Annotated in this window: 15 protein-coding genes; 10 read left to right on the plus strand and 5 right to left on the minus strand. The window is 67.0% G+C overall.

Translation table 11 applies throughout. The features are described from left to right. Positions 1-51: 51 nt before the first annotated feature. The 3 genes from KHO22_RS18780 to KHO22_RS18790 all read left to right on the plus strand — a co-directional run bounded on the left by KHO22_RS18780 (position 52) and on the right by KHO22_RS18790 (position 3,197). Entirely contained in the window at positions 52-1,155 is a 1,104-nt protein-coding gene (locus tag KHO22_RS18780; RefSeq protein ID WP_211948672.1) for an aromatic ring-hydroxylating oxygenase subunit alpha, read from the plus strand. Positions 1,156-1,374: 219 nt separating this feature from the next. After that, entirely contained in the window at positions 1,375-2,298 is a 924-nt protein-coding gene (locus KHO22_RS18785) for a DMT family transporter (RefSeq protein ID WP_211948673.1), read from the plus strand. A 35-nt stretch (positions 2,299-2,333) separates the two neighbouring features. Next, positions 2,334-3,197 (plus strand): sulfurtransferase, encoded by an 864-nt coding sequence (locus KHO22_RS18790; RefSeq protein ID WP_211948674.1) that lies wholly within the window; start codon positions 2,334-2,336, stop codon positions 3,195-3,197. Between the two features lie 15 nt (positions 3,198-3,212). Here the strand turns inward: KHO22_RS18790 and KHO22_RS18795 are convergent, their stop codons facing one another. From KHO22_RS18795 to polA, 4 genes are all read right to left on the minus strand, one after another. Further along, positions 3,213-4,031: a ZIP family metal transporter gene (locus KHO22_RS18795; RefSeq protein WP_230426932.1), complete on the minus strand. Its 819-nt coding sequence runs from the start codon at positions 4,029-4,031 to the stop codon at positions 3,213-3,215. Between the two features lie 176 nt (positions 4,032-4,207). Further along, entirely contained in the window at positions 4,208-5,083 is an 876-nt protein-coding gene (locus KHO22_RS18800; protein WP_211948675.1) for a dienelactone hydrolase family protein, read from the minus strand. A 118-nt stretch (positions 5,084-5,201) separates the two neighbouring features. Further along, the gene (locus KHO22_RS18805; RefSeq protein ID WP_211948676.1) at positions 5,202-6,536 is read right to left on the minus strand and encodes an NAD(P)/FAD-dependent oxidoreductase; all 1,335 of its coding nucleotides are present in this window, start codon (positions 6,534-6,536) and stop codon (positions 5,202-5,204) included. Between the two features lie 248 nt (positions 6,537-6,784). Further along, positions 6,785-9,613: a DNA polymerase I gene (gene polA, locus KHO22_RS18810; RefSeq protein WP_211948677.1), complete on the minus strand. Its 2,829-nt coding sequence runs from the start codon at positions 9,611-9,613 to the stop codon at positions 6,785-6,787. 4 nt (positions 9,614-9,617) lie between these two features. Here polA and KHO22_RS18815 point away from each other — a divergent pair, with 4 nt between their 5' ends. The 4 genes from KHO22_RS18815 (at position 9,618) to KHO22_RS18830 (ending at position 13,101) form a co-directional block, all read left to right on the plus strand. Beyond that, on the plus strand, positions 9,618-10,559 hold the full coding sequence (locus KHO22_RS18815; RefSeq protein WP_230426925.1) for an LOG family protein: 942 nt from the start codon (positions 9,618-9,620) through the stop codon (positions 10,557-10,559). Positions 10,560-10,781: 222 nt separating this feature from the next. Then, the gene (locus KHO22_RS18820) at positions 10,782-11,198 is read left to right on the plus strand and encodes a hypothetical protein (protein ID WP_211948678.1); all 417 of its coding nucleotides are present in this window, start codon (positions 10,782-10,784) and stop codon (positions 11,196-11,198) included. 113 nt (positions 11,199-11,311) lie between these two features. Beyond that, complete coding sequence (locus tag KHO22_RS18825) at positions 11,312-12,307, plus strand: homoserine kinase (protein ID WP_211948679.1); 996 nt, start codon at positions 11,312-11,314, stop codon at positions 12,305-12,307. Between the two features lie 5 nt (positions 12,308-12,312). Then, entirely contained in the window at positions 12,313-13,101 is a 789-nt protein-coding gene (locus KHO22_RS18830; RefSeq protein WP_211948680.1) for a BPSS1780 family membrane protein, read from the plus strand. Between the two features lie 145 nt (positions 13,102-13,246). Here the strand turns inward: KHO22_RS18830 and KHO22_RS18835 are convergent, their stop codons facing one another. Then, a complete protein-coding gene (locus KHO22_RS18835; protein WP_211948681.1) occupies positions 13,247-14,005 on the minus strand; it encodes an IclR family transcriptional regulator in 759 nt (252 codons plus the stop codon). A gap of 210 nt (positions 14,006-14,215) precedes the next feature. On the opposite strand from KHO22_RS18835, the gene sauS reads away from it, so the two are divergent. From sauS to KHO22_RS18850, 3 genes are all read left to right on the plus strand, one after another. After that, on the plus strand, positions 14,216-15,685 hold the full coding sequence (gene sauS / locus KHO22_RS18840) for an acylating sulfoacetaldehyde dehydrogenase (RefSeq protein ID WP_211948682.1): 1,470 nt from the start codon (positions 14,216-14,218) through the stop codon (positions 15,683-15,685). Further along, complete coding sequence (locus KHO22_RS18845) at positions 15,682-17,220, plus strand: acyl--CoA ligase (RefSeq protein WP_211948683.1); 1,539 nt, start codon at positions 15,682-15,684, stop codon at positions 17,218-17,220. The genes sauS and KHO22_RS18845 overlap by 4 nt, the downstream gene beginning before the upstream one ends. Positions 17,221-17,479: 259 nt before the next feature. Further along, positions 17,480-18,772, plus strand: coding sequence for an MFS transporter (locus KHO22_RS18850; RefSeq protein WP_211948684.1), 1,293 nt, complete (start codon positions 17,480-17,482; stop codon positions 18,770-18,772). Positions 18,773-18,778: the final 6 nt, after the last annotated feature.

The following is an 18,778-nucleotide window of genomic DNA, read 5'->3' on the forward strand; positions in this document are numbered from 1 at the left end:
TCGATGGTTGGGTTGTTCACTGCTTTCACCTGTTATCTGGGAGTGGGGATAATGTCCAATCTCAGCACCGCGCTCAAGCTGGCGCCGGCTGATACGCAACTGCCCGTTGATGTTTACTTCGATGAGGCGTTGTATCAACAAGAACTAGAACTGCTGTTCAGGAATGGTCCGGGCTATGTCGGCCACGAACTGATGGTCCCGGAGGTAGGCGACTACCACACCCTCAAGGCCGAGGACGAAGGTCGCATGCTGGTGCGCAACGCGGCCGGCGTGGAGCTGATGTCCAACGTCTGCCGTCATCGCCAGGCCATCATGCTCAACGGCAAGGGCAATTCGAAGAACATCGTCTGCCCGCTGCACCGCTGGACCTACGATCTGAAGGGCGAGCTGCTCGGCGCGCCGCATTTCGACCAGCAGCCTTGCCTGCACCTGAAGCGCTCGCCCCTGCAGAACTGGAACGGCCTGCTGTTCGACGGCAAGCGCGACGTGCGCGCCGACCTGGCCAGGCTGGGCGTGGCCGAGGACCTGAACTTCGAGGGCTACCTGCTCGACCACGTCGAGGTCCACGAGTGCAACTACAACTGGAAGACCTTTATCGAGGTCTATCTGGAGGACTACCACGTCGTGCCGTTCCACCCGGGACTGGGCAGCTTTGTCTCGTGCGACGACCTGAAGTGGGAGTTCGGCGAGTGGCACAGCGTGCAGACCGTGGGCCTGCACGCCGGCCTGAAGCGGCCCGGCAGCATGACGTACCAGAAGTGGCACGAAGAGGTGCTGCGCTTCAACAACGGCGTGCTGCCCAAGCACGGCGCGATCTGGCTGACGTACTACCCCAACATCATGGTGGAGTGGTACCCCAATGTGCTGGTGGTCTCCACGCTGCACCCGATGGGGCCGCGCAAGACCCGCAACGTGGTCGAGTTCTACTACCCCGAGGAAATCACGCTGTTCGAGCGCGAATTCGTCGAGGCCGAGCGCGCCGCCTACATGGAAACGTGCATCGAGGACGACGAGATCGCCGAACGCATGGATGCCGGCCGCCTGGCGCTGCACAAGCGTGGCACCAGCGAGGTCGGCCCGTACCAGTCGCCCATGGAGGACGGCATGCAGCACTTCCATGAGTGGTACCGGCGCGCCATGGCCTACCAGGGCTGACCCGGCGGGCGATTACCGCACAAGGCAAACAGGAACGGACCGCCCAGGCGGTCCGTTCTGCGTTGGCGGCGTCACAACGCACGCTACAATGGCTGCTCGGTCGAGGCCCCTCCTCACCGCCCCGCCTCACCGCCCCGATCCGCGACGCGGGACCGCCGCACCATAAAGCCCCGCCCGAGCCCCGCTCGCGCGCCATTTCGATCCGCCTCCTCCCTCGCCATGCAATCGCTCTGGATGTTGTTTGCCGCCTTCTCGTTTTCGTTGATGGGGGTGGGCGTCAAGCTGGCATCCGAGTTCTACACCACCGGCGAAATCGTCTTCTACCGCAGCGTGATCGGCGTCGCCATCATGTGGGCGCTGATGGCGTCGCAGGGCGTGTCGGTGCGCACGCCGCACATGCTGACGCACATCAAGCGCAGCGTGTTCGGCGTGACCGCGCTGTTGCTGTGGTTCACGTCCATCACCCTGCTGCCGTTGGCCACGGCCATGACGCTGAACTATATGTCGCCGGTGTGGATCGCACTGATCCTGGGCGCCAGTGCCGCGCTCGCGGGCACTGCGGGAAATGCGGACAAGAAGCTGATCGTAGCCATCCTGATGTCATTCGCCGGGGTGTTGTTCCTGCTGCAGCCGTCGGTGGGCAAGGACCAGCTCACCGGTGGCCTGATCGGCCTGATTTCCGGCATGTTCACCGCGCTGGCCTATGTCGAGGTCCGCCAGCTCGGACAGCTCGGCGAGCCGGAGCACCGCATCGTCTTCTACTTCTCGGCCGTGGGCCTGGTGGTCGGACTGGTCTGGATGCTGTATTCCGGGCCCAGCGCACACACCTGGCACGGCGCGGGCCTGCTGGTCGCCATCGGCATCCTGGCCACGCTCGGCCAGACCGCCATGACGCGCGCCTACAAGCGCGGCAATACGCTGCTCACGGCCAACCTGCAGTACGCCGGCATCGTGTTTTCCAGTATCTGGGGCATGCTGATCTGGTCGGACCGGCTCAACTGGCTCTCCTGGCTGGGCATGGGCCTGATCATTGCCAGCGGCATCGCCACCACGCTCGCCCGCGCGCGCCAGGATTCCGGCCACGCGCCGACGCCGGATACGCCGGTCAAATCGCCGGAGGCGGAAGTGCATCCGGAGGTGTAGCATTTTCCGGAAACATCGCTTGCCTCAGGAGCCCCATGCCAAACCCGCTGATCTCCGTCGCCGCGCTGCAGGCCTTGCAGGCCGCGCCCGGGCGCCACGTGGTCGTCATCGACTGCAGCTTTGACCTGGCCAACCCGGCCGCCGGCCGCGAAGCCTACCAGCAGGGCCATGTGCCCGGCGCGTTCTATCTGCATCTCGACAACGAGCTGTCGGGACCGAAGACGGGCCGCAACGGCCGCCACCCGCTGCCCGACCCTGACGCCTTTGCCGCCCGCCTGCGCGCGCTCGGCGTGAACGGCGACACCGAAGTGGTCGCCTATGACGCGCAAGGCGGCATGTACGCCGCCCGGCTGTGGTGGATGCTGCGCTGGATCGGCCATGCTGCCGTGACCGTGCTCGATGGCGGCAAGCCCGCCTGGATCAAGGCGGGACTGCCGCTGGAACATGGCGCGACGCCGGAACCCGAGACCCCGGGCAATCTCGAGCGCGGCCAGCCCCTGGTTGCCACCGTGGACGCTGCCGCGCTGCTCGAGAATCTGGACCGGCCGACGCGGCTGGTCGTGGATGCGCGCGCACCGGACCGCTTCCGCGGCGAGAACGAGACGCTGGACCCCGTCGGCGGGCACATTCCCGGCGCGGCGAACCGCTTCTTCAAGGACAACCTGACGGCGGAAGGCCACTTCAAGCCGGCCACCGAACTGCGTGCCGAATTTGCGGCAGTGCTGGGCCAGCATGCTGCGGCGAACGCCGTGATGCAATGCGGCTCGGGCGTCACCGCTTGCCACAACCTGCTGGCGCTCGAAGTTGCCGGCCTGGAGGGCGCCGCGCTGTACCCGGGCTCGTGGAGCGAATGGTGCGCCGATGCGGCTCGCCCGGTTGCGACGGGCGCCGCGGGCTGAGCCTGCGCTGAAGCTTCAGTCGGCGGCCACCGCCGCCGGCGCAGCGCGGCCATGGCCGGCATGGGCATGGCGCTCGTGGACGCCATTGGTGATGAAGACGATCGCCGTGATACCGGCGGCCACAAGGACCACCTGGATGGCCGACTCGCGCCAGCGCGGCTTGCGCTGCATCTGCGGCATCAGGTCGCTCACGGCGATGTAGAGGAAGCTGCTGGACGCGATCACCAGCACATAGGGAATCCAGCCGCTCATCTGGTCGAGCAGGAAATACCCCACCAGGCCGCCGGCCACGGCGGCGACACTCGACAACAGGTTGAAGGCGAACGCCCTTGCCTTCGAGAACCCGGCGTTGAGCAGCACGATGAAATCCCCGACTTCCTGCGGGATTTCGTGCGCGGCAATGGCGAGCGCCGTGACCAGGCCGATATGCGGGTCGGCCAGAAAAGCCGCCGCGATCACGATGCCATCGGCAAAGTTGTGGAAGGTGTCGCCGACCAGGATGGTCAGGCCGCTGCGGCCGGCCTCCTCGCGGTCATGCCCGTGGTGATGGTGGTGTCCGTCGCCCTCATGATGGTGCGAATGGCGCAGCAGCGAGATTTTTTCCAGCAGGAAGAAACCGAGCAGGCCGGCCAGCAGCGTGCCGAACAGCGCACGCGGATCGGCGCCCGACTCGAACGCCTCCGGCAGCGAGTGGAGCAACGCCGTGGCCAGCAGCACGCCGACCGAGAAGCTGACCATGCGCTCGACCACGCGCGAGGCCATCGTCAGCGACAGCAGCGCGGCGCCGAAAATGCTGCCCACGCCGGAAATGGTGGCGGCGAGCAGGATATACAGAAGGGTCGAGTGGATGATGGGCTCCCGGGGCGGCCGTGCCGCGCCCGCGGCATGCCGGATCCGCCCGGCGCTAGGCGGACGGCAAACGCAACAATGTTGCAACTACTGGAGGCCGCATTGTACGTATTCCGGCGCCGACTTTGCAATCCTTGCCCGGTCGGCACCGGCAAGCCTGTTCAGGCGACGCCGTGCTGCCGGAACCATTCCAGGCACTTCGCCCAGCCATCCTTGGCATCTGCCTCCCGATAGCTGGGGCGGTAGTCGGCGTTGAAGGCGTGCCCGGATTCGGGATAGACGATGATCCTTGACGCCCTGGCATCCGGATCGGGCGAGGCCGCCAGCGCCGCCTTCATTTTCTCCACCTGGTCCTGCGTGATGCCGGTGTCCTTGCCGCCGTACAGGCCGAGTACCGGCACATCGAGGTGGGCCACCAGGTCCAGCGGGTTTTTCGGCTTCAGCGGCGTGGGCTGGCCGGTCAGCTGCCCGTACCAGGCCACGGCGGCTTTCAGCTTCTCGTTGTGCGTGGCATACAGCCAGGTAATGCGCCCGCCCCAGCAGAAGCCGGTGATGGCGACCCGCGACAGGTCGCCGCCATTCGCGCCGGCCCACGCCACCGCGGCGTCCAGATCGCCCATGACCTGTGCATCGGGCACCTTGGCAATCAGGTTGGCCTGCAGTTCCTGGATCGTGCCGAAGCTCTGCGGGTCGCCCTGGCGCGCGAACAGTTCCGGCGCGATGGCCAGGTAGCCGAGCTTGGCGAAGCGGCGGCAGACATCGGCGATATGCTCGTGCACGCCGAAGATCTCGCTGACCACCAGCACCACCGGCAGCTTCGTCCTGCCTTCGGGCTGCGCGCGGTAGGCGGGCATGCTGAAGGCGCCCGAAGGGATCGTCACCTCGCCGGCGTTCAGGCCCGCGAAGTCGGTCTTGATCGCCTGCGCCATCACCGGCAGCGTGGCCGCGGCGAACGCCGAGCCCAGCGCCGTCTTGACGAAGCCGCGGCGATTGAAAGTCTGCCCGGGTACCAGGCTCTCCACTTCGGGTTTCAGCATGCATGTCTCCAGGATCGTTGCAGGTTAGGCGCCCGCGTGGGGAATCCCCAGCTGGACGCCAACCGCCGATTCTAAGCAAACATGCCGTCGCGCGCACCCGCCCGCACGCGGGGGCCGTTCAGTGCAGCTTCACGCGCGGGCTGGTCTTGCTGCGCAGCCAGTGCGTCACCGTGTCGAGCCCCATGCCGACCGCGCCGTGCAGCGCCAGCACATGCATGCGGTAGAGCGAGGTGTACATGAAGCGCGCCATCAGCCCCTCGATAAACATCGAGCCACCGATCAGCCCGCCCATCAGGCTGCCCACCGCACTGAAATGCCCGAGCGACACCAGCGAGCCGAAATCCTTGAACGTGAATTCCGGCAGCGGCTTGCCGGCCAGCCGCGCGCGCAGCGCCTCGAACAGGAACGTTGCCTGCTGGTGCGCGGCCTGGGCACGCGGCGGCACCGCGGTCTGCTTTTCGGGCCACGCGCAGCTCGCGCAGTCGCCGAATGCGAAGATGTCCGGATCGCCTTCGCTCTGCAACGTCGGACGCACCAGGATCTGACCCTGTCGGCTGACCGGCAGGCCCAGCGCGGCCAGCACCGGCGGCGCCGTGATGCCCGCGGCCCACACCGTCAGGTCGGCATCGATGCGCTTGCCGCTGGCAGTCAACACCGCTGCGGTCGTCACCTCGGTCACGCGCTCGTTGGTGAAGACGTCGACGTCGAGCTTGTGCAGCAGCTTCGTGGTCTCGGCCGAGACGCGTTCGGACAGCGCCGGCAGGATGCGCGGGCCGGCCTCGATCACATGGATGCGCACATCGCGGCGCGGATCGAGTTGATGCAGCCCGTAGGCACTGAGCACGTGCGCGGTGTTGCGCAGTTCGGCCGACAGCTCGACGCCGGTCGCGCCGGCGCCGATGATGGCCACGTCCACGCGCGGCCGCCCGTCTTCGCCGACACGCCCGCGCCCGTTCTGCGCACGCACGCAGGCCGCGATCAGCCGGCGCCGGAAGCGCTCGGCCTGCGCGACGGTATCGAGCGCGATCGCATTCTCGGCCGCGCCAGGCACGCCGAAGAAATGCGTCACGCAACCGATGGCCAGCACCAGCGTGTCGTACGACAGCTCCCGCGCCGGCAGCAGCTCCCCGCCGTCCGGGTCCAGGCACGACGCGAGCGAGATCGTCTTGCGCGCGCGGTCGATGCCGGTCAGCTCGCCCTGCTGGAACTCGAAGTGGTGCCAGCGCGCCTGCGCCGCATATTCGAGCTGGTGCGTGTTGGGATCCATGCTGCCCGCGGCAACTTCATGCAGCAGCGGTTTCCAGATGTGCGTGGGCAAGCGGTCCACCAGCACCACTTGCGCGCCGCCCTTCTTGCCGAGCTTGTCGCCCAGCCGTGTCACCAGCTCCAGTCCTCCTGCCCCGCCTCCTACAACGATGATGCGATGTGCCCTGCCGTCTGCTCCTGTGGTCATGGTCTACCCGATGCTTTTATTGCTGAGAAACGCTGGCCGATAGAACCCATTTCATAAAGAGGAAGGGGTTCTTAAGCATTTGCCCCCAGTTTGCTGCATCGCAACAGCGTAGGCAAGACGGCAATTACCGATTCAGCAGTCGCTTCATTCAGTACGTCGGGTGTCGTATTTCCAGGGCCTCAAAGGCATGCAAATGAATACGGCCGGGTACTTCCCGGCCGTCTCTTCATTGCGTGTGCAACGCGCTCTCAGTGCGCTTCTTCCCAGTTCGCGCCGGTGCCGACTTCCGCAACCAGCGGCACGCGCAACTGCGCCACCGAACACATCAGTTCCGGCAACCTGACCTTGACGAGCTCCAGCTCGCCCTGCGGCACTTCCAGGACCAGTTCATCGTGCACCTGCATGATCTGGCGCGTCTGCAAGCGGTCGCGTTCCAGCCAGCCCTGTACCGCGATCATCGACAGCTTGATCAGGTCCGCCGCCGTGCCTTGCATCGGCGCGTTGATGGCCGCGCGCTCCGCGGCCTGTCGGCGCGGGCCGCTGCCGCCGTTGATGTCCGGCAGCCACAGGCGCCGGCCGAACACGGTCTCGACATAGCCTTGTTCGCGCGCGGTCTGGCGTGTGCTTTCCATGTATTGCGCCACACCCGGGTAGCGCATGAAGTAGCGGTCGATATAGTGCTTGGCGGCCTCGCGCTCGATGCCCAGGTTGCCGGCCAGCCCGAACGCGCTCATGCCGTAGATCAGGCCGAAGTTGATCACCTTGGCATAGCGGCGCTGCTCGCTGCTGACAGCCTCGCGCTCCACGCCGAAGATCTCCGCCGCGGTGGCGCGGTGGATATCCTCGCCGTTGGCAAATGCGCGCAGCAGGTTCTCGTCGCCCGAGATATGGGCCATGATGCGCAGCTCGATCTGCGAATAGTCGGCCGACACGATCACGCTGCCCGGCGGCGCAATGAACGCTTCGCGAATGCGCCGGCCTTCTTCCGTGCGCACGGGGATGTTCTGCAGGTTCGGATCCGTCGATGCCAGCCGGCCCGTCACCGCCGTGGCCTGCCCGTAGCTGGTGTGCACGCGGCCGGTGTCCGGGTTGACCATCCTGGGCAGCTTGTCCGTGTAGGTGGACTTGAGCTTGGCCAGCCCGCGATAGTCCAGCAGCACCTTGGGCAGCGGGTAATCCTCGGCCAGCTTCTGCAGCACCTCTTCGTCGGTCGACGGCGCGCCGCTCGCGGTCTTCTTGACCACCGGCAGCTTCATCTGGTTGAACAGGATCTCGCCGATCTGCTTGGGCGAGCCAAGGTTGAACGGCTGCCCCGCGGCGTCGTACGCGGCCTGCTCCAGCGCGAGCATGCGCTGGCCCAGTTCGGCGCTCTGTGCGGCGAGCCGTTGCGCATCGATCAGCACGCCATTGCGTTCGATCTTCTGCAGCACCACGGATACCGGGATCTCGATCTCTTCATAGACCCGATGCAAGCCTGGCGCGGCCTGCACCTGCGGGAACATCCTGCGGTGCAGGCGCAGCGTCACGTCGGCGTCCTCGGCCGCGTATTCCGTCGCGCGCGCAAGGTCGATCTGGTCGAAGCCGATCTGGCTTGCGCCCTTGCCGCAGACTTCCTCGTAGGTGATGGTCTTCAGGCTCAGCAGGCGTTCGGCCAGGCTGTCCATGCCGTGGTTGCGGTGCGAGGCCAGCACGTAGCTTTCGAGCATGGTGTCCTGCGCGATGCCGCGCAGGGTCACGCCGTGGTTGGCGAACACGTGCATGTCGTACTTGATGTTCTGGCCGAGCTTGGGCCTGCTCTCGTCCTCCAGCCACGCGCGCATGCGCGCCAGCACCGCATCGCGCGAGAGCTGGCCGTGATTGTCCATGCCGGCCACGTCCGGGCCGCGGTGTCCCACGGGGATATAGCAGGCCTCGCCCGGCTCCACGGACAGCGAGATGCCGACCAGCTGCGCCTGCATCGGATCCAGCGATGTGGTCTCGGTGTCGATGGCCGTCAGCGGCGCGCTTTCGATACGCTGCATCCACGCGTCGAAGGCGGCGTCGGTGATCACCATCTCGTAGCGGATTTCGCTCGGGGCGGAATCCTCCTGGGCCGGCGCGGCATCGGCGTGCGATGCCGAAGGCGTGGCCGCCGGCGCGTCGAACAGCCCGCCCTGCGCGGGTGCGGCCGAAGCACGCGCACGCGCCTGCGCGCGCGGATCGGGCAGGCTTTCACCGGTCAGGTCGCGCAGCCAGGTCTTGAAGCCATAGCGCGAGAAGAAGGCCGCCAGCTTTTCCTTGTCCTCGCCGACGTCCTTGAGCGCGTGGAAATCCGCCACGGCCGCGCGCAGGTCGCAGTCGGTCTTGACGGTGACCAGCTCGCGCGCCTTGGGCAGCCAGTCCAGCGTATTGCGCAGGTTCTCGCCGACCACGCCCTTGATGCCCGCGGCGTTCGCCATGATGGCGTCGAGCGTGCCATGTTCGGCCAGCCACTTCACCGCGGTCTTGGGGCCAACCTTGGGCACGCCGGGCACGTTGTCGACCGCGTCGCCGATCAGCGACAGATAATCGACGATGCGCTCGGGCGGTACGCCGAACTTGTTGTTCACACCGGCCGGGTCGAGCACTTCGCCGCTCATGGTGTTGACCAGCGTGACGTCGTCATTGACCAGCTGCGCCAGGTCCTTGTCGCCGGTGGAAACCACCGTGCGCACGCCTTGCACGCCCGCCTCGCGGGCCAGCGTGCCGATCACGTCGTCGGCCTCCACGCCTTCCACCACGACGATCGGCCAGCCCAGCGCGCGCACGGCCTCGTGGATCGGCTCGATCTGGCGCGCCAGGTCCTCCGGCATCGACGGGCGATGCTCCTTGTACGCCGGATACATGTCGTCGCGGAAGGTCTTGCCCTTGGCGTCGAACACGCAGGCGCTATACTCTGCCGGGTAATCGTTGCGCAGCTTGCGCAGCATGTTGATCATGCCGTAGATTGCCCCTGTGGGCAGACCCTCACCATTCCTCAGGTCCGGCAGCGCGTGATAAGCGCGATACAAATAGCTCGATCCATCGACGAGCAAGAGTGTTTTTGGACTATCCGACATTCACATGGACTCTAAATTGACTGGTGCTGCAGCAGGCGGTGCTTCGACCGCCCCCCTTGCCGACCCGGATGTTTCCGATATCTCCGGCGATACCGTCCAACCCCCGCCGGAAGCTGCTGCTGAACACGCCGCGGCCGTGGCCGCTGCGGCCGACGCCGCCGCCGCGGGCCACCCCGCGCAGGCGCCGGCCGATGGCGCGGCGGGTTCACGCGCGAATCCGCGCAAGATGATTCCCAGCCTGCGTGCGCTGGCCGACGAAGACCGCGCAACCGCCAAGAAAGCGCGCGCCTCGTGGCAAATGTTCACGATTATGGCAGAGTTCATCGAGGCCACCGAGTACCTGTCGGAGATCCGGCCGGCAGTCTCGATCTACGGCAGCGCGCGCCTGCGCGAAGACTCGCCTTACTACCAGCGCACCATCGAAATCGCGCGGCTGTTCTCCGATGCCGGCTTCGCCGTGATCTCCGGCGGCGGCCCCGGCATCATGGAGGCCGCCAACAAGGGCGCGCACGCCGGCAAATCGGCCAGCGTCGGCCTGAATATCGAACTGCCGCACGAACAGCAGGGCAACCCTTACCAGGACATTGCCATGCGGTTCCGCCATTTCTTTACGCGCAAGGTCACGTTCGTCAAGAACTCCGATGCCTTCATCGTCATGCCGGGCGGTTTCGGCACGCTCGATGAACTCGCCGAGGTGCTGACGCTGGTGCAGACCGGCAAGTCGCGTTCCGTGCCCGTGGTGATGTTCGGCAGCCGCTTCTGGAAGGGCCTGCTCGACTGGTTCCGCTTCACGCTGCTGCCCATGGGCCTGATCGCCGAGCACGACCTCGACCTGATGAAGATCGTCGACGAGCCGCATGAAGTGCTGGAAGCGGTCTACGAGTACTACGAGCGCCGCGGTGGCGACAAGCCGATCCCGCCCAAGGAAGAAATGTTCTACCTGTAAGACAAAACGGGGTGCAAGGGAGGCCGGCGTCACAGGCGCATGCGCCACCCGATGCAGCGCTGCCGGGGTGCCCCAGAGGCCACGGCAGCGGCCCTTTCGCGGCAGGAGTTGCTAGAATGGGAGGTATCCGCTTGCCAAGCCCGACGCCGCCGGGTTGCAGCCAACGCCCCATTCCGCCGCGCAGCGTGCCGTATCGACCGCTGTGCTGCACAGGAGCCCCAGATGACCTCCCCCTCACTCCGGTCTGTCGTGCCCGCAGGCGCAGCGTCAGCAACCGCCCGGACGCCGCGCCTGGCCCTGGCCGCCGCCGTGCTGGCGCTGGCCATGCCCGGCCTGGCACTGGCGCAGCCCGCCGAGGAAAGCAACGCCCTCACGCAGCAGGAACTGAACCGGATCAACAACCAGCCGATCGCGCCGGCCTCCAAGTCGCAGATCAACCAGCCGCGCCAGCCGAGCTTCCAGCTCAATGAGCGCGACGGCACGCAAGTGCGTGAGTACCGCGACAAGGGTCGTGCCACCGATATCCAGGTAAAGTCCGGGTTCGGCACCAAATACCAGATGAGCAAGCCGGAAGACAGCTCGCCGAAGATCCGCGAGCATGACGTCAATCGGGTGCCTTCGGTCAACCTGCAGTTCTGATTCCGACTACCCACGGCCCGGGCACGCCCGGGCCGCGCCGGTCCTCCGGCAGTATTGCCGCGGCGGCGGCCACCTTTGTGCCGCCGCTTTCCGTTTCGCATCACACGACGAGTATGGCCGTATTCACCACGGTCTCGCAGGACGAGATCGCCCGCTGGCTGCTTGACTACGACCTTGGCGAAGTCCGCGAATTGCGCGGCATCGCCTCCGGCATCGAGAACAGCAATTTCTTTCTGACCATGGAGCAGGATGGCTGCACGCGCGAGTACGTGCTGACCATCTTCGAGCGGCTGACGTTCGCGCAGCTGCCCTACTACCTGCACCTGATGGCGCACCTTGCCGCACGCGGCATCACCGTGCCCGCGCCGATCCCGGCGCGCGACGGCGAGATCCTGCGCGCGCTCAAGGGCAAGCCCGCGACCATCGTCACGCGCCTGCCGGGCGCGTCGCAGCTCAAGCCGGACGCCGAGCACTGCGCGCAGGTCGGCGACATGCTCGCGCGCATGCACGTGGCCGGGCAGGACTACCCGCGTCAGCAGCCCAATCTGCGCAGCCTGTCCTGGTGGCAGCAGACCGAAGCGGAGATCGTGCCGTTCCTCGACGCGCAGCAGCGCACGCTGCTGCAGCAGGAAATCGCGCACCAGACGGCTTTCTTCGGCAGCGCGGACTACGCGGCGCTGCAGGGCGGCCCGTGCCACTGCGACCTGTTCCGCGACAACGCGCTGTTCGAGGAAGACGGCACGGGCCACCACCGCCTGGGCGGCTTCTTCGACTTCTACTTCGCCGGCAACGACAAGTGGCTGTTCGACCTGGCCGTGACCGTCAACGACTGGTGCATCGACCTGGCCACCGGCGAGCTGGACAACGCCCGGGCCCAGGCACTGGTGCGCGCTTATCATGCGGTCAGGCCGCTCAGCGCCGGCGAGACCACGCACTGGCGCGACATGCTGCGCGCGGGCGCGCTGCGCTTCTGGGTGTCGCGCCTGTGGGATTTCTACCTGCCGCGCGAAGCCGACATGCTCCAGCCGCATGACCCCACCCATTTCGAACGCATCCTGCGCCGGCGCCTCGCCATGACCGCGGACGCCGCCGCGCTTGCCTGGATCTGATTGGTATGCAACTACTGGAAGTCCCCGCCAAGGAAGGCTACGTATGGTTCCGCCAGGGCATCTGGCTGTTCCGCAAGAACCCGCTCGCCTTCCTGATGCTGCTGTTCATCTACCTGATCGCGGCGCAACTGGCCATCGTGGTGCCGCTGATCGGCATCATCGCGCTGCTGGTCGTGACGCCGGGCCTGTCGGTCGGCGTGATGACGGCCTGCCGTGAAGTCATCCAGAACAAGCGCGTGCTGCCGACCGTGCTGTTAGCGGGATTCCGCACCAACGGCAAGGAAGCCACGCGCCACCTGCTGGTGCTCGGTGGCATCTATGCGGCACTGGTGTTCCTGCTGAGCCTGATCGCGGGCGCGCTGGTGGACATGAGCGCGCTGCTGCCGATCCTGCTGAAGGAAGAGACGCTGACGGCCGAGGCCGTGCGCCAGCTTTACTACGCGCTGCTGATTGGCGCGCTGCTCTACACGCCGATCGCCATGATGTTCTGGTTCGCGCCGCTGCTGGCGGCATGGCATGGCGTGCCGCCCGTCAAGGCGATGTTCTTCAGCTGGACCGCGTGCTGGCGCAACCGTGGCGCCTTCTTCACCTACGTGCTGCTATTCGCCGTGCTGCTGGTGGCGATTCCGTTCTTCCTGGAAACCCTCTTCAGCGCGTTCGGCGCAGAGACCGTGCTGTCGTTCCTGGTCACGCCCTATTCGCTGTTGATGCTGGCCATCCTGTACTGCTCGTTCTACGCGACGTACCGGGGCTGCTTCAATGTCGTCCCGGCGGAAGAAGCCACGCCGACCTGAGCTGCGAAGGGTGCGTGTCGTCGCGGCGATCGCATGTCATGCGCCTGCGGCGCACAAACCGCTGGAGGCGCTGATGCGGGCGGCGCCTGTGCTGCAGAGCGAGGTGTTGAACGCGAGGTGAGGAGACCTGGCAACAGCATCCTCCTCACTCGCAGAACGTCCTCCCCATCTCCTCCGCCGCCTCCCTCAATTCCGGCACAAACTCATACAGCCGATCCATCGACATGCGCGCCAGCGGCGCTTGCACGGCAATCGCCGCGCAAGCCCGGTTGCGGTTGAGCATGACAGGCACCGCCACCGCGATCATCCCCTGCAGATTTTCCTGGTTATTGATCCCCAGCCGGCGCCGGCGGGTCTCCGCCAGTTCCGAGCGCAATACATCGATATTGGTGATGGTGTTCGCCGACTGCGCCCGCAGCGGCAAGCTGGCTATCAGCCGCTCGCGCTGCGCGCAAGGCAGGAACGCCAGCAGCAGCTTGCCGCTGGCCGAGCAATGCAGCGGCACGCGCGACCCCGGCTGCAGGTGCATGCGTAGCGGCCACTGCGTTTCCACGCGATCCAGGTAGACCACATCATCGCCGGACAGCATGGTCAGGTTGCAGGTCTCGCCGACCTTGTCGACGAGCTGCTGGAGGATCGCGTGGCGTGCCGCCGCCGGCCCCGCCTGCATCAGCACATTGACCGCGAACTGCCGCACGCGCGACGAGCACTCGTAATACCGGCTGCCGGCCGTGCGCGATACCAGCCACGTGCTTTCGAGCTGCTTGAGCAGGCGATGCACGGTCTGCTTCGGGAGCCCGATCTCCTGAACGATGGCCGCGAGCGACAGCGGCTCCTCTGCCGTCGACAGGATCTCGAGAATGCGGAAGGCGCGCACCGCGGCGGCGTTCGAGTGATTGCTCATGGATTCAATTTATAGGATTCCGGGACGCCCTGACGTCCCGAAAACTGCGTTCCGCGTTTCACCCCGCACCGGCGCTCTCGAAAGCGCACAAATTGGGACGAGTTGCCCCGCTGGCTTCACTAGATTCGATCCGGGGCCAGCGCTCCCGGCCGCGTAGCCAGCAACGCGGCCACCGCGCGGACCCTACCGTCCCAACCGCGGAGTCGATCCATGAGTGTGCAAATACTGCGTCACCAGCAGTCCAACAATCCCGATTTGCCCCAAGCGGCAGCATCCGCCCCCGGCCAGACGGCACCGACCGTCGCCGCGATCGTGGCGCGGGCCAGGCAGGCGCAGCGCGAGTTCGCGCGGGCCGACCAGGCCACCATCGACACTGCCGTGGCCGCGGCCGCGTGGGCCATCATGGAGCCCGCACGCAACCGGCAGCTCGCGGAATGCGCCGTGGCCGACACCGGGCTCGGCAATGTCGAGGACAAGATCCGCAAGAACTACCGCAAGACGCTCGGGCTGCTGCGCGACCTGCACGGTCGCAAGACGGTGGGAGTGATTTCGCAGGATGCGCAGGCGGGCATCACCGAGATCGCGCGTCCCGTGGGCGTGGTGGCGGCGATCACGCCCTCCACCAACCCGGCGGCCACGCCGGCCAACAAGATCCTCAACGCGCTCAAGTGCGGCAACAGCGTGATCGTCGCGCCCTCGCCGAAGGGCCAGGGCACGTGCGAGCTGCTGCTGTCCTTCATCCATGCCGAGTTCGCGCGCGCCGGCCTGCCTGCGGACCTCGTGCAGATGCTGCCCACGCCAGTCTCGAAGCTGGCCACGGCGGAACTGATGCGGCAGGCGGACCTGGTGGTCGCCACGGGCTCGCAGGCCAATGTGCGCATGGCCTACACCAGCGGTACGCCGGCGTTCGGCGTGGGCGCCGGCAATGTGGCGTCGATCATCGACAGCACCGCGGCGCTGGACGATGCCGCCGCGAAGATCGAGCGCTCCAAGACCTTCGACAACGCCACGAGCTGCTCCTCGGAGAACAGCCTGGTGGTGCTGGACGCGGTCTACAAGCCGATGCTCAAGGCGCTGGCCGCGGTTGGCGGCGTGCTGCTCACATCGACGGAGAAGGCGCGCCTGCAGGCGCTGATGTGGCACGACGGCAAGCTGGCCGGCCAGGCCACGGGCCAGAGCGCGCGGCGCATTGCCGAACTGGCCGGGCTCGAACGCGTGCGCGACCAGCAGCCGACCATGCTGCTGGTCGAGGAAACCGGCGTGGGCCGCGAGTTCCCGTTCTCCGGCGAAAAGCTCTCGCCAGTGCTGACGCTGTACCGCGCCGCCGACCTTCCGGCTGCGCTCGACTGCGTGGCGCGCCTCTACGCGTACATGGGCGCCGGGCATTCGGTCAGCCTGCATACGGCCAATCCGCGCCAGGCGCTGCAGCTCGGCATGGAGCTGCCGGTGGCGCGCGTGATCGTCAACCAGGCGCACTGCTTCGCCACGGGCGGCAATTTCGACAACGGCCTGCCGTTCTCGCTGTCGATGGGTTGCGGCACGTGGGGCGGCAACAACTTCTCGGACAACCTCGGCTGGCGCCAGTACCTGAACATCACGCGCATCGCGGTGCCGATCGCCGAGCGCGTGCCCGATGAAGCCGAACTGCTCGGCGACTACTTTGCGAGGGTCGGCCAATGAACGCGCGCCTGGAACCCCAAGCCTTCGGGAGCCTGGCCGCGCTGATGGCCGCGCGAGCCGCGCAATGGCCCGACAAGCCCTACCTGCTGGCCCCCGACAGCGGCCATGCGCTCACGTTCGGCGCGCTCGCCGCCGACGCCGGCGTACTCGGCGAACGCTGCGCGGCAGCCGGCCTGGAACGCGGGCAGACGGTGTCGGTCTACCTGCCCAACGGCGAACAGACCGCGCGCCTGCTGCTCGGCATCATGGCGTGCGGGCTGGTCGTCAATCCGATCAACCTGCTGTGCCAGCCGGCGCAGCTGCGCTACATCCTGTCGCATTCGGACACGCGGCTCATCTTCACGTGGCCCGGCGGAAAGGCCGCGATTCGCGAGGCATTGCGCGAAGCCGGCCTCGACGTGCCGGTCGTGGTTACCACGCCCGACGCCACGGAGCTGCCCGCGCTGCATGCGCTGCCCTCGGCGACCCAGGATGCCCGCCCGCTGCCGCCGCCGGAGCCGGACGCGCCCGCGCTGCTGATGTACACCTCGGGCACGACCGGCACGCCCAAGGGCGTACTGCTCACGCACCGCAACCTCGCCACGAACGGCGCCAACGTCAGCCGCGAGCATGCGCTCGGCCCGGCCGACCGGGTGCTGGCGACGCTGCCGCTGTATCACATCAACGGCCTCGTCGTGACCGCGATCGCGCCACTGGTTCACGGCGGTTCGGTCGTGATGCCGATGCGCTTTTCCGCAAGCTCGTTCTGGCACGACATCGCGCGCCACGGCTGCACCTGGCTCAACGTGGTGCCGACCATCATCGCCTACCTGCTCAATGACACGGACGGCAAGGCGCCGCAAGGCGTGCGCTTTTGCCGCTCGGCATCGGCCGCGCTGCCGCCCGAGCACCACCGTGCGTTCGAGGACCGCTTCGGCATTGGCGTGATCGAGACCATGGGCATGACGGAGACCGCCGCGCCCGCCTTCAGCAATCCGCTGGATCCGCAGCAACGGCGCATCGGCAGCATCGGCCGGCCTTCGGGAACGCGCGCGCGCGTGCTCGGCCGCGACGGCAAGGCGCTGCCCGACGGCCAGACCGGCGAAATCGTGCTGCAGGGCGAGAACGTCATGGCGGGCTACTACAAGGCGCCCGATGTCACGCGCGACGCCTTCACGCACGACGGCTGGCTGCGCACGGGCGATCTCGGCTACCGCGATGCCGACGGCTACTTCTACATCACCGGCCGCGCCAAGGAACTGATCATCAAGGGCGGCGAGAACATCGCCCCGCGCGAGATCGACGAAGCGCTGCTGCGGCACCCCGCCGTGCTCGAAGCCGCGGCCGTCGGCGTGCCCGATCCGGCCTACGGGCAGGAGATCGTCGCCTTCGTCGTCGTGCGCGGCGCGACCCCGTGCGATGACACCGCGCTGCGCGCGCACTGCCTGCGCGAACTGGGACGCTACAAGACGCCGAAGGAATTCCGCTTCGTCGCGGAACTGCCGCGCGGCCCGTCCGGCAAGGTGCAGCGGCTCCGGCTGCTCGACCCCGCCTGAACCTCCGGATGCCGATTCCCCGGGACATTCGCCTTGCGGCGTCCCGGTCCACAACCATCGTCAAGGAGGCCATCGACCGACATCGCACCGGGACAGGAGACAAGACTCAACCGGCAACCCGGCAGACAGCAGATTGCTCAAGGACGGGGCAGCACGGCACAGGCCGCGCCCCGGCCACCCGAAAGCGCAGGGCTATGGACCCATGCGCGGGCGGCCGCCCCGTCAACGCCACGCGCGCCAGCCGCGCAATGGAGGTGGTATGAAGCAACGCATCAAGACCCGGCATATGATCCTCGGCGTCATGTGCCTGATGTATTTCATCGCCTATATCGACCGCGTCAACATCTCGGTCGCCGCCCCGCTGATCCGCGAAGAGATGGGACTGACATCTTCGCAGCTCGGCCTGGTGTTCTCGGCCTTTGCGTATCCTTACGCCGCCATGCAGATCCTCGGTGGCTGGCTGTCCGACAAGTTCGGGCCCAAGAAGGTGCTGATCGTGCTGTCGCTGATCTGGGGCGTGGCCACGGTGCTGACCGGCTTTGCCGGCAGCGTGCTGATGCTGGTGGTGCTGCGCTTCGTGCTGGGCATCGGCGAAGGCGGCGCGTTCCCGACTGCCACGCGCGCCTTCACATACTGGATGCCGGTGGCCGAGCGCGGCTTCGCGCAGGGCATCACGCACAGCTTTGCCCGGCTGGGTGGCGCGATCACGCCGCCGATCGTGCTGGCCATCGTGGCCACCGCCGGCTGGCGCGAGGCGTTCATCGTACTCGGCGCGGTCAGCCTCGGCTGGACCCTGCTCTACGCCGGCGTGTTCAAGGACACGCCCGACGAGCACAAGCGCGTGACGCCGCAGGAATTGCAGGAGATCGGCTACCGGCGCGGCGAATGCCAGCGCTCGGCCAAGGCGGCCACGCCGTGGCGGCGCCTGTTCCGGCGCATGTGGCTGGTGACGTTCGTGGACTTCTGCTACGGCTGGTCGCTGTGGGTCTACCTGACCTGGCTGCCGTCGTACCTGAAGGAGGCGCGCGGCTTCGACCTGAAGCAGCTCGCGCTGTTCACGGCGCTGCCGCTGATGGCCGGCGTGGTCGGCGACACGCTCGGCGGCGTGCTGTCCGACCGCATCTACCAGCGCACCGGCAACCTGCGCCTGGCGCGCGGCGCGATCCTGTTCGCGGGGTTGGCCGGCTCGCTGATGTTCATCGTGCCGATGACCTACACGGCCGATGCGGTCAACGCGGTGATCCTGCTGTCGCTGTCGTTCTTCTTCCTGGAGCTGACCAACGCCGTGCTGTGGAGCCTGCCGCTCGACATCGCCGGCAAGTACGCCGGCACCGCGGGCGGCATGATGAACACGGGTTTCGGGCTGGCCGGCATGGTCTCGCCGGTGGTGTTCGGATACCTGATCGAAGCCACGGGCAGCTACAACCTGCCCTTCATGATCTCGGCGGCGCTATTGGGCGTCGGCGCGGTGGCATCGCTGTTCATCAATCCGCTGAAGACCGTGGATACACCCGAGGAAAAGACCGCCGAAGGCCAGCCGGCCTTTCCCTGACCCGGC

Origin of the sequence: Cupriavidus yeoncheonensis, from assembly GCF_905397275.1 — a bacterium.
GTDB classification, from domain to species: Bacteria; Pseudomonadota; Gammaproteobacteria; order Burkholderiales; family Burkholderiaceae; genus Cupriavidus; species Cupriavidus yeoncheonensis.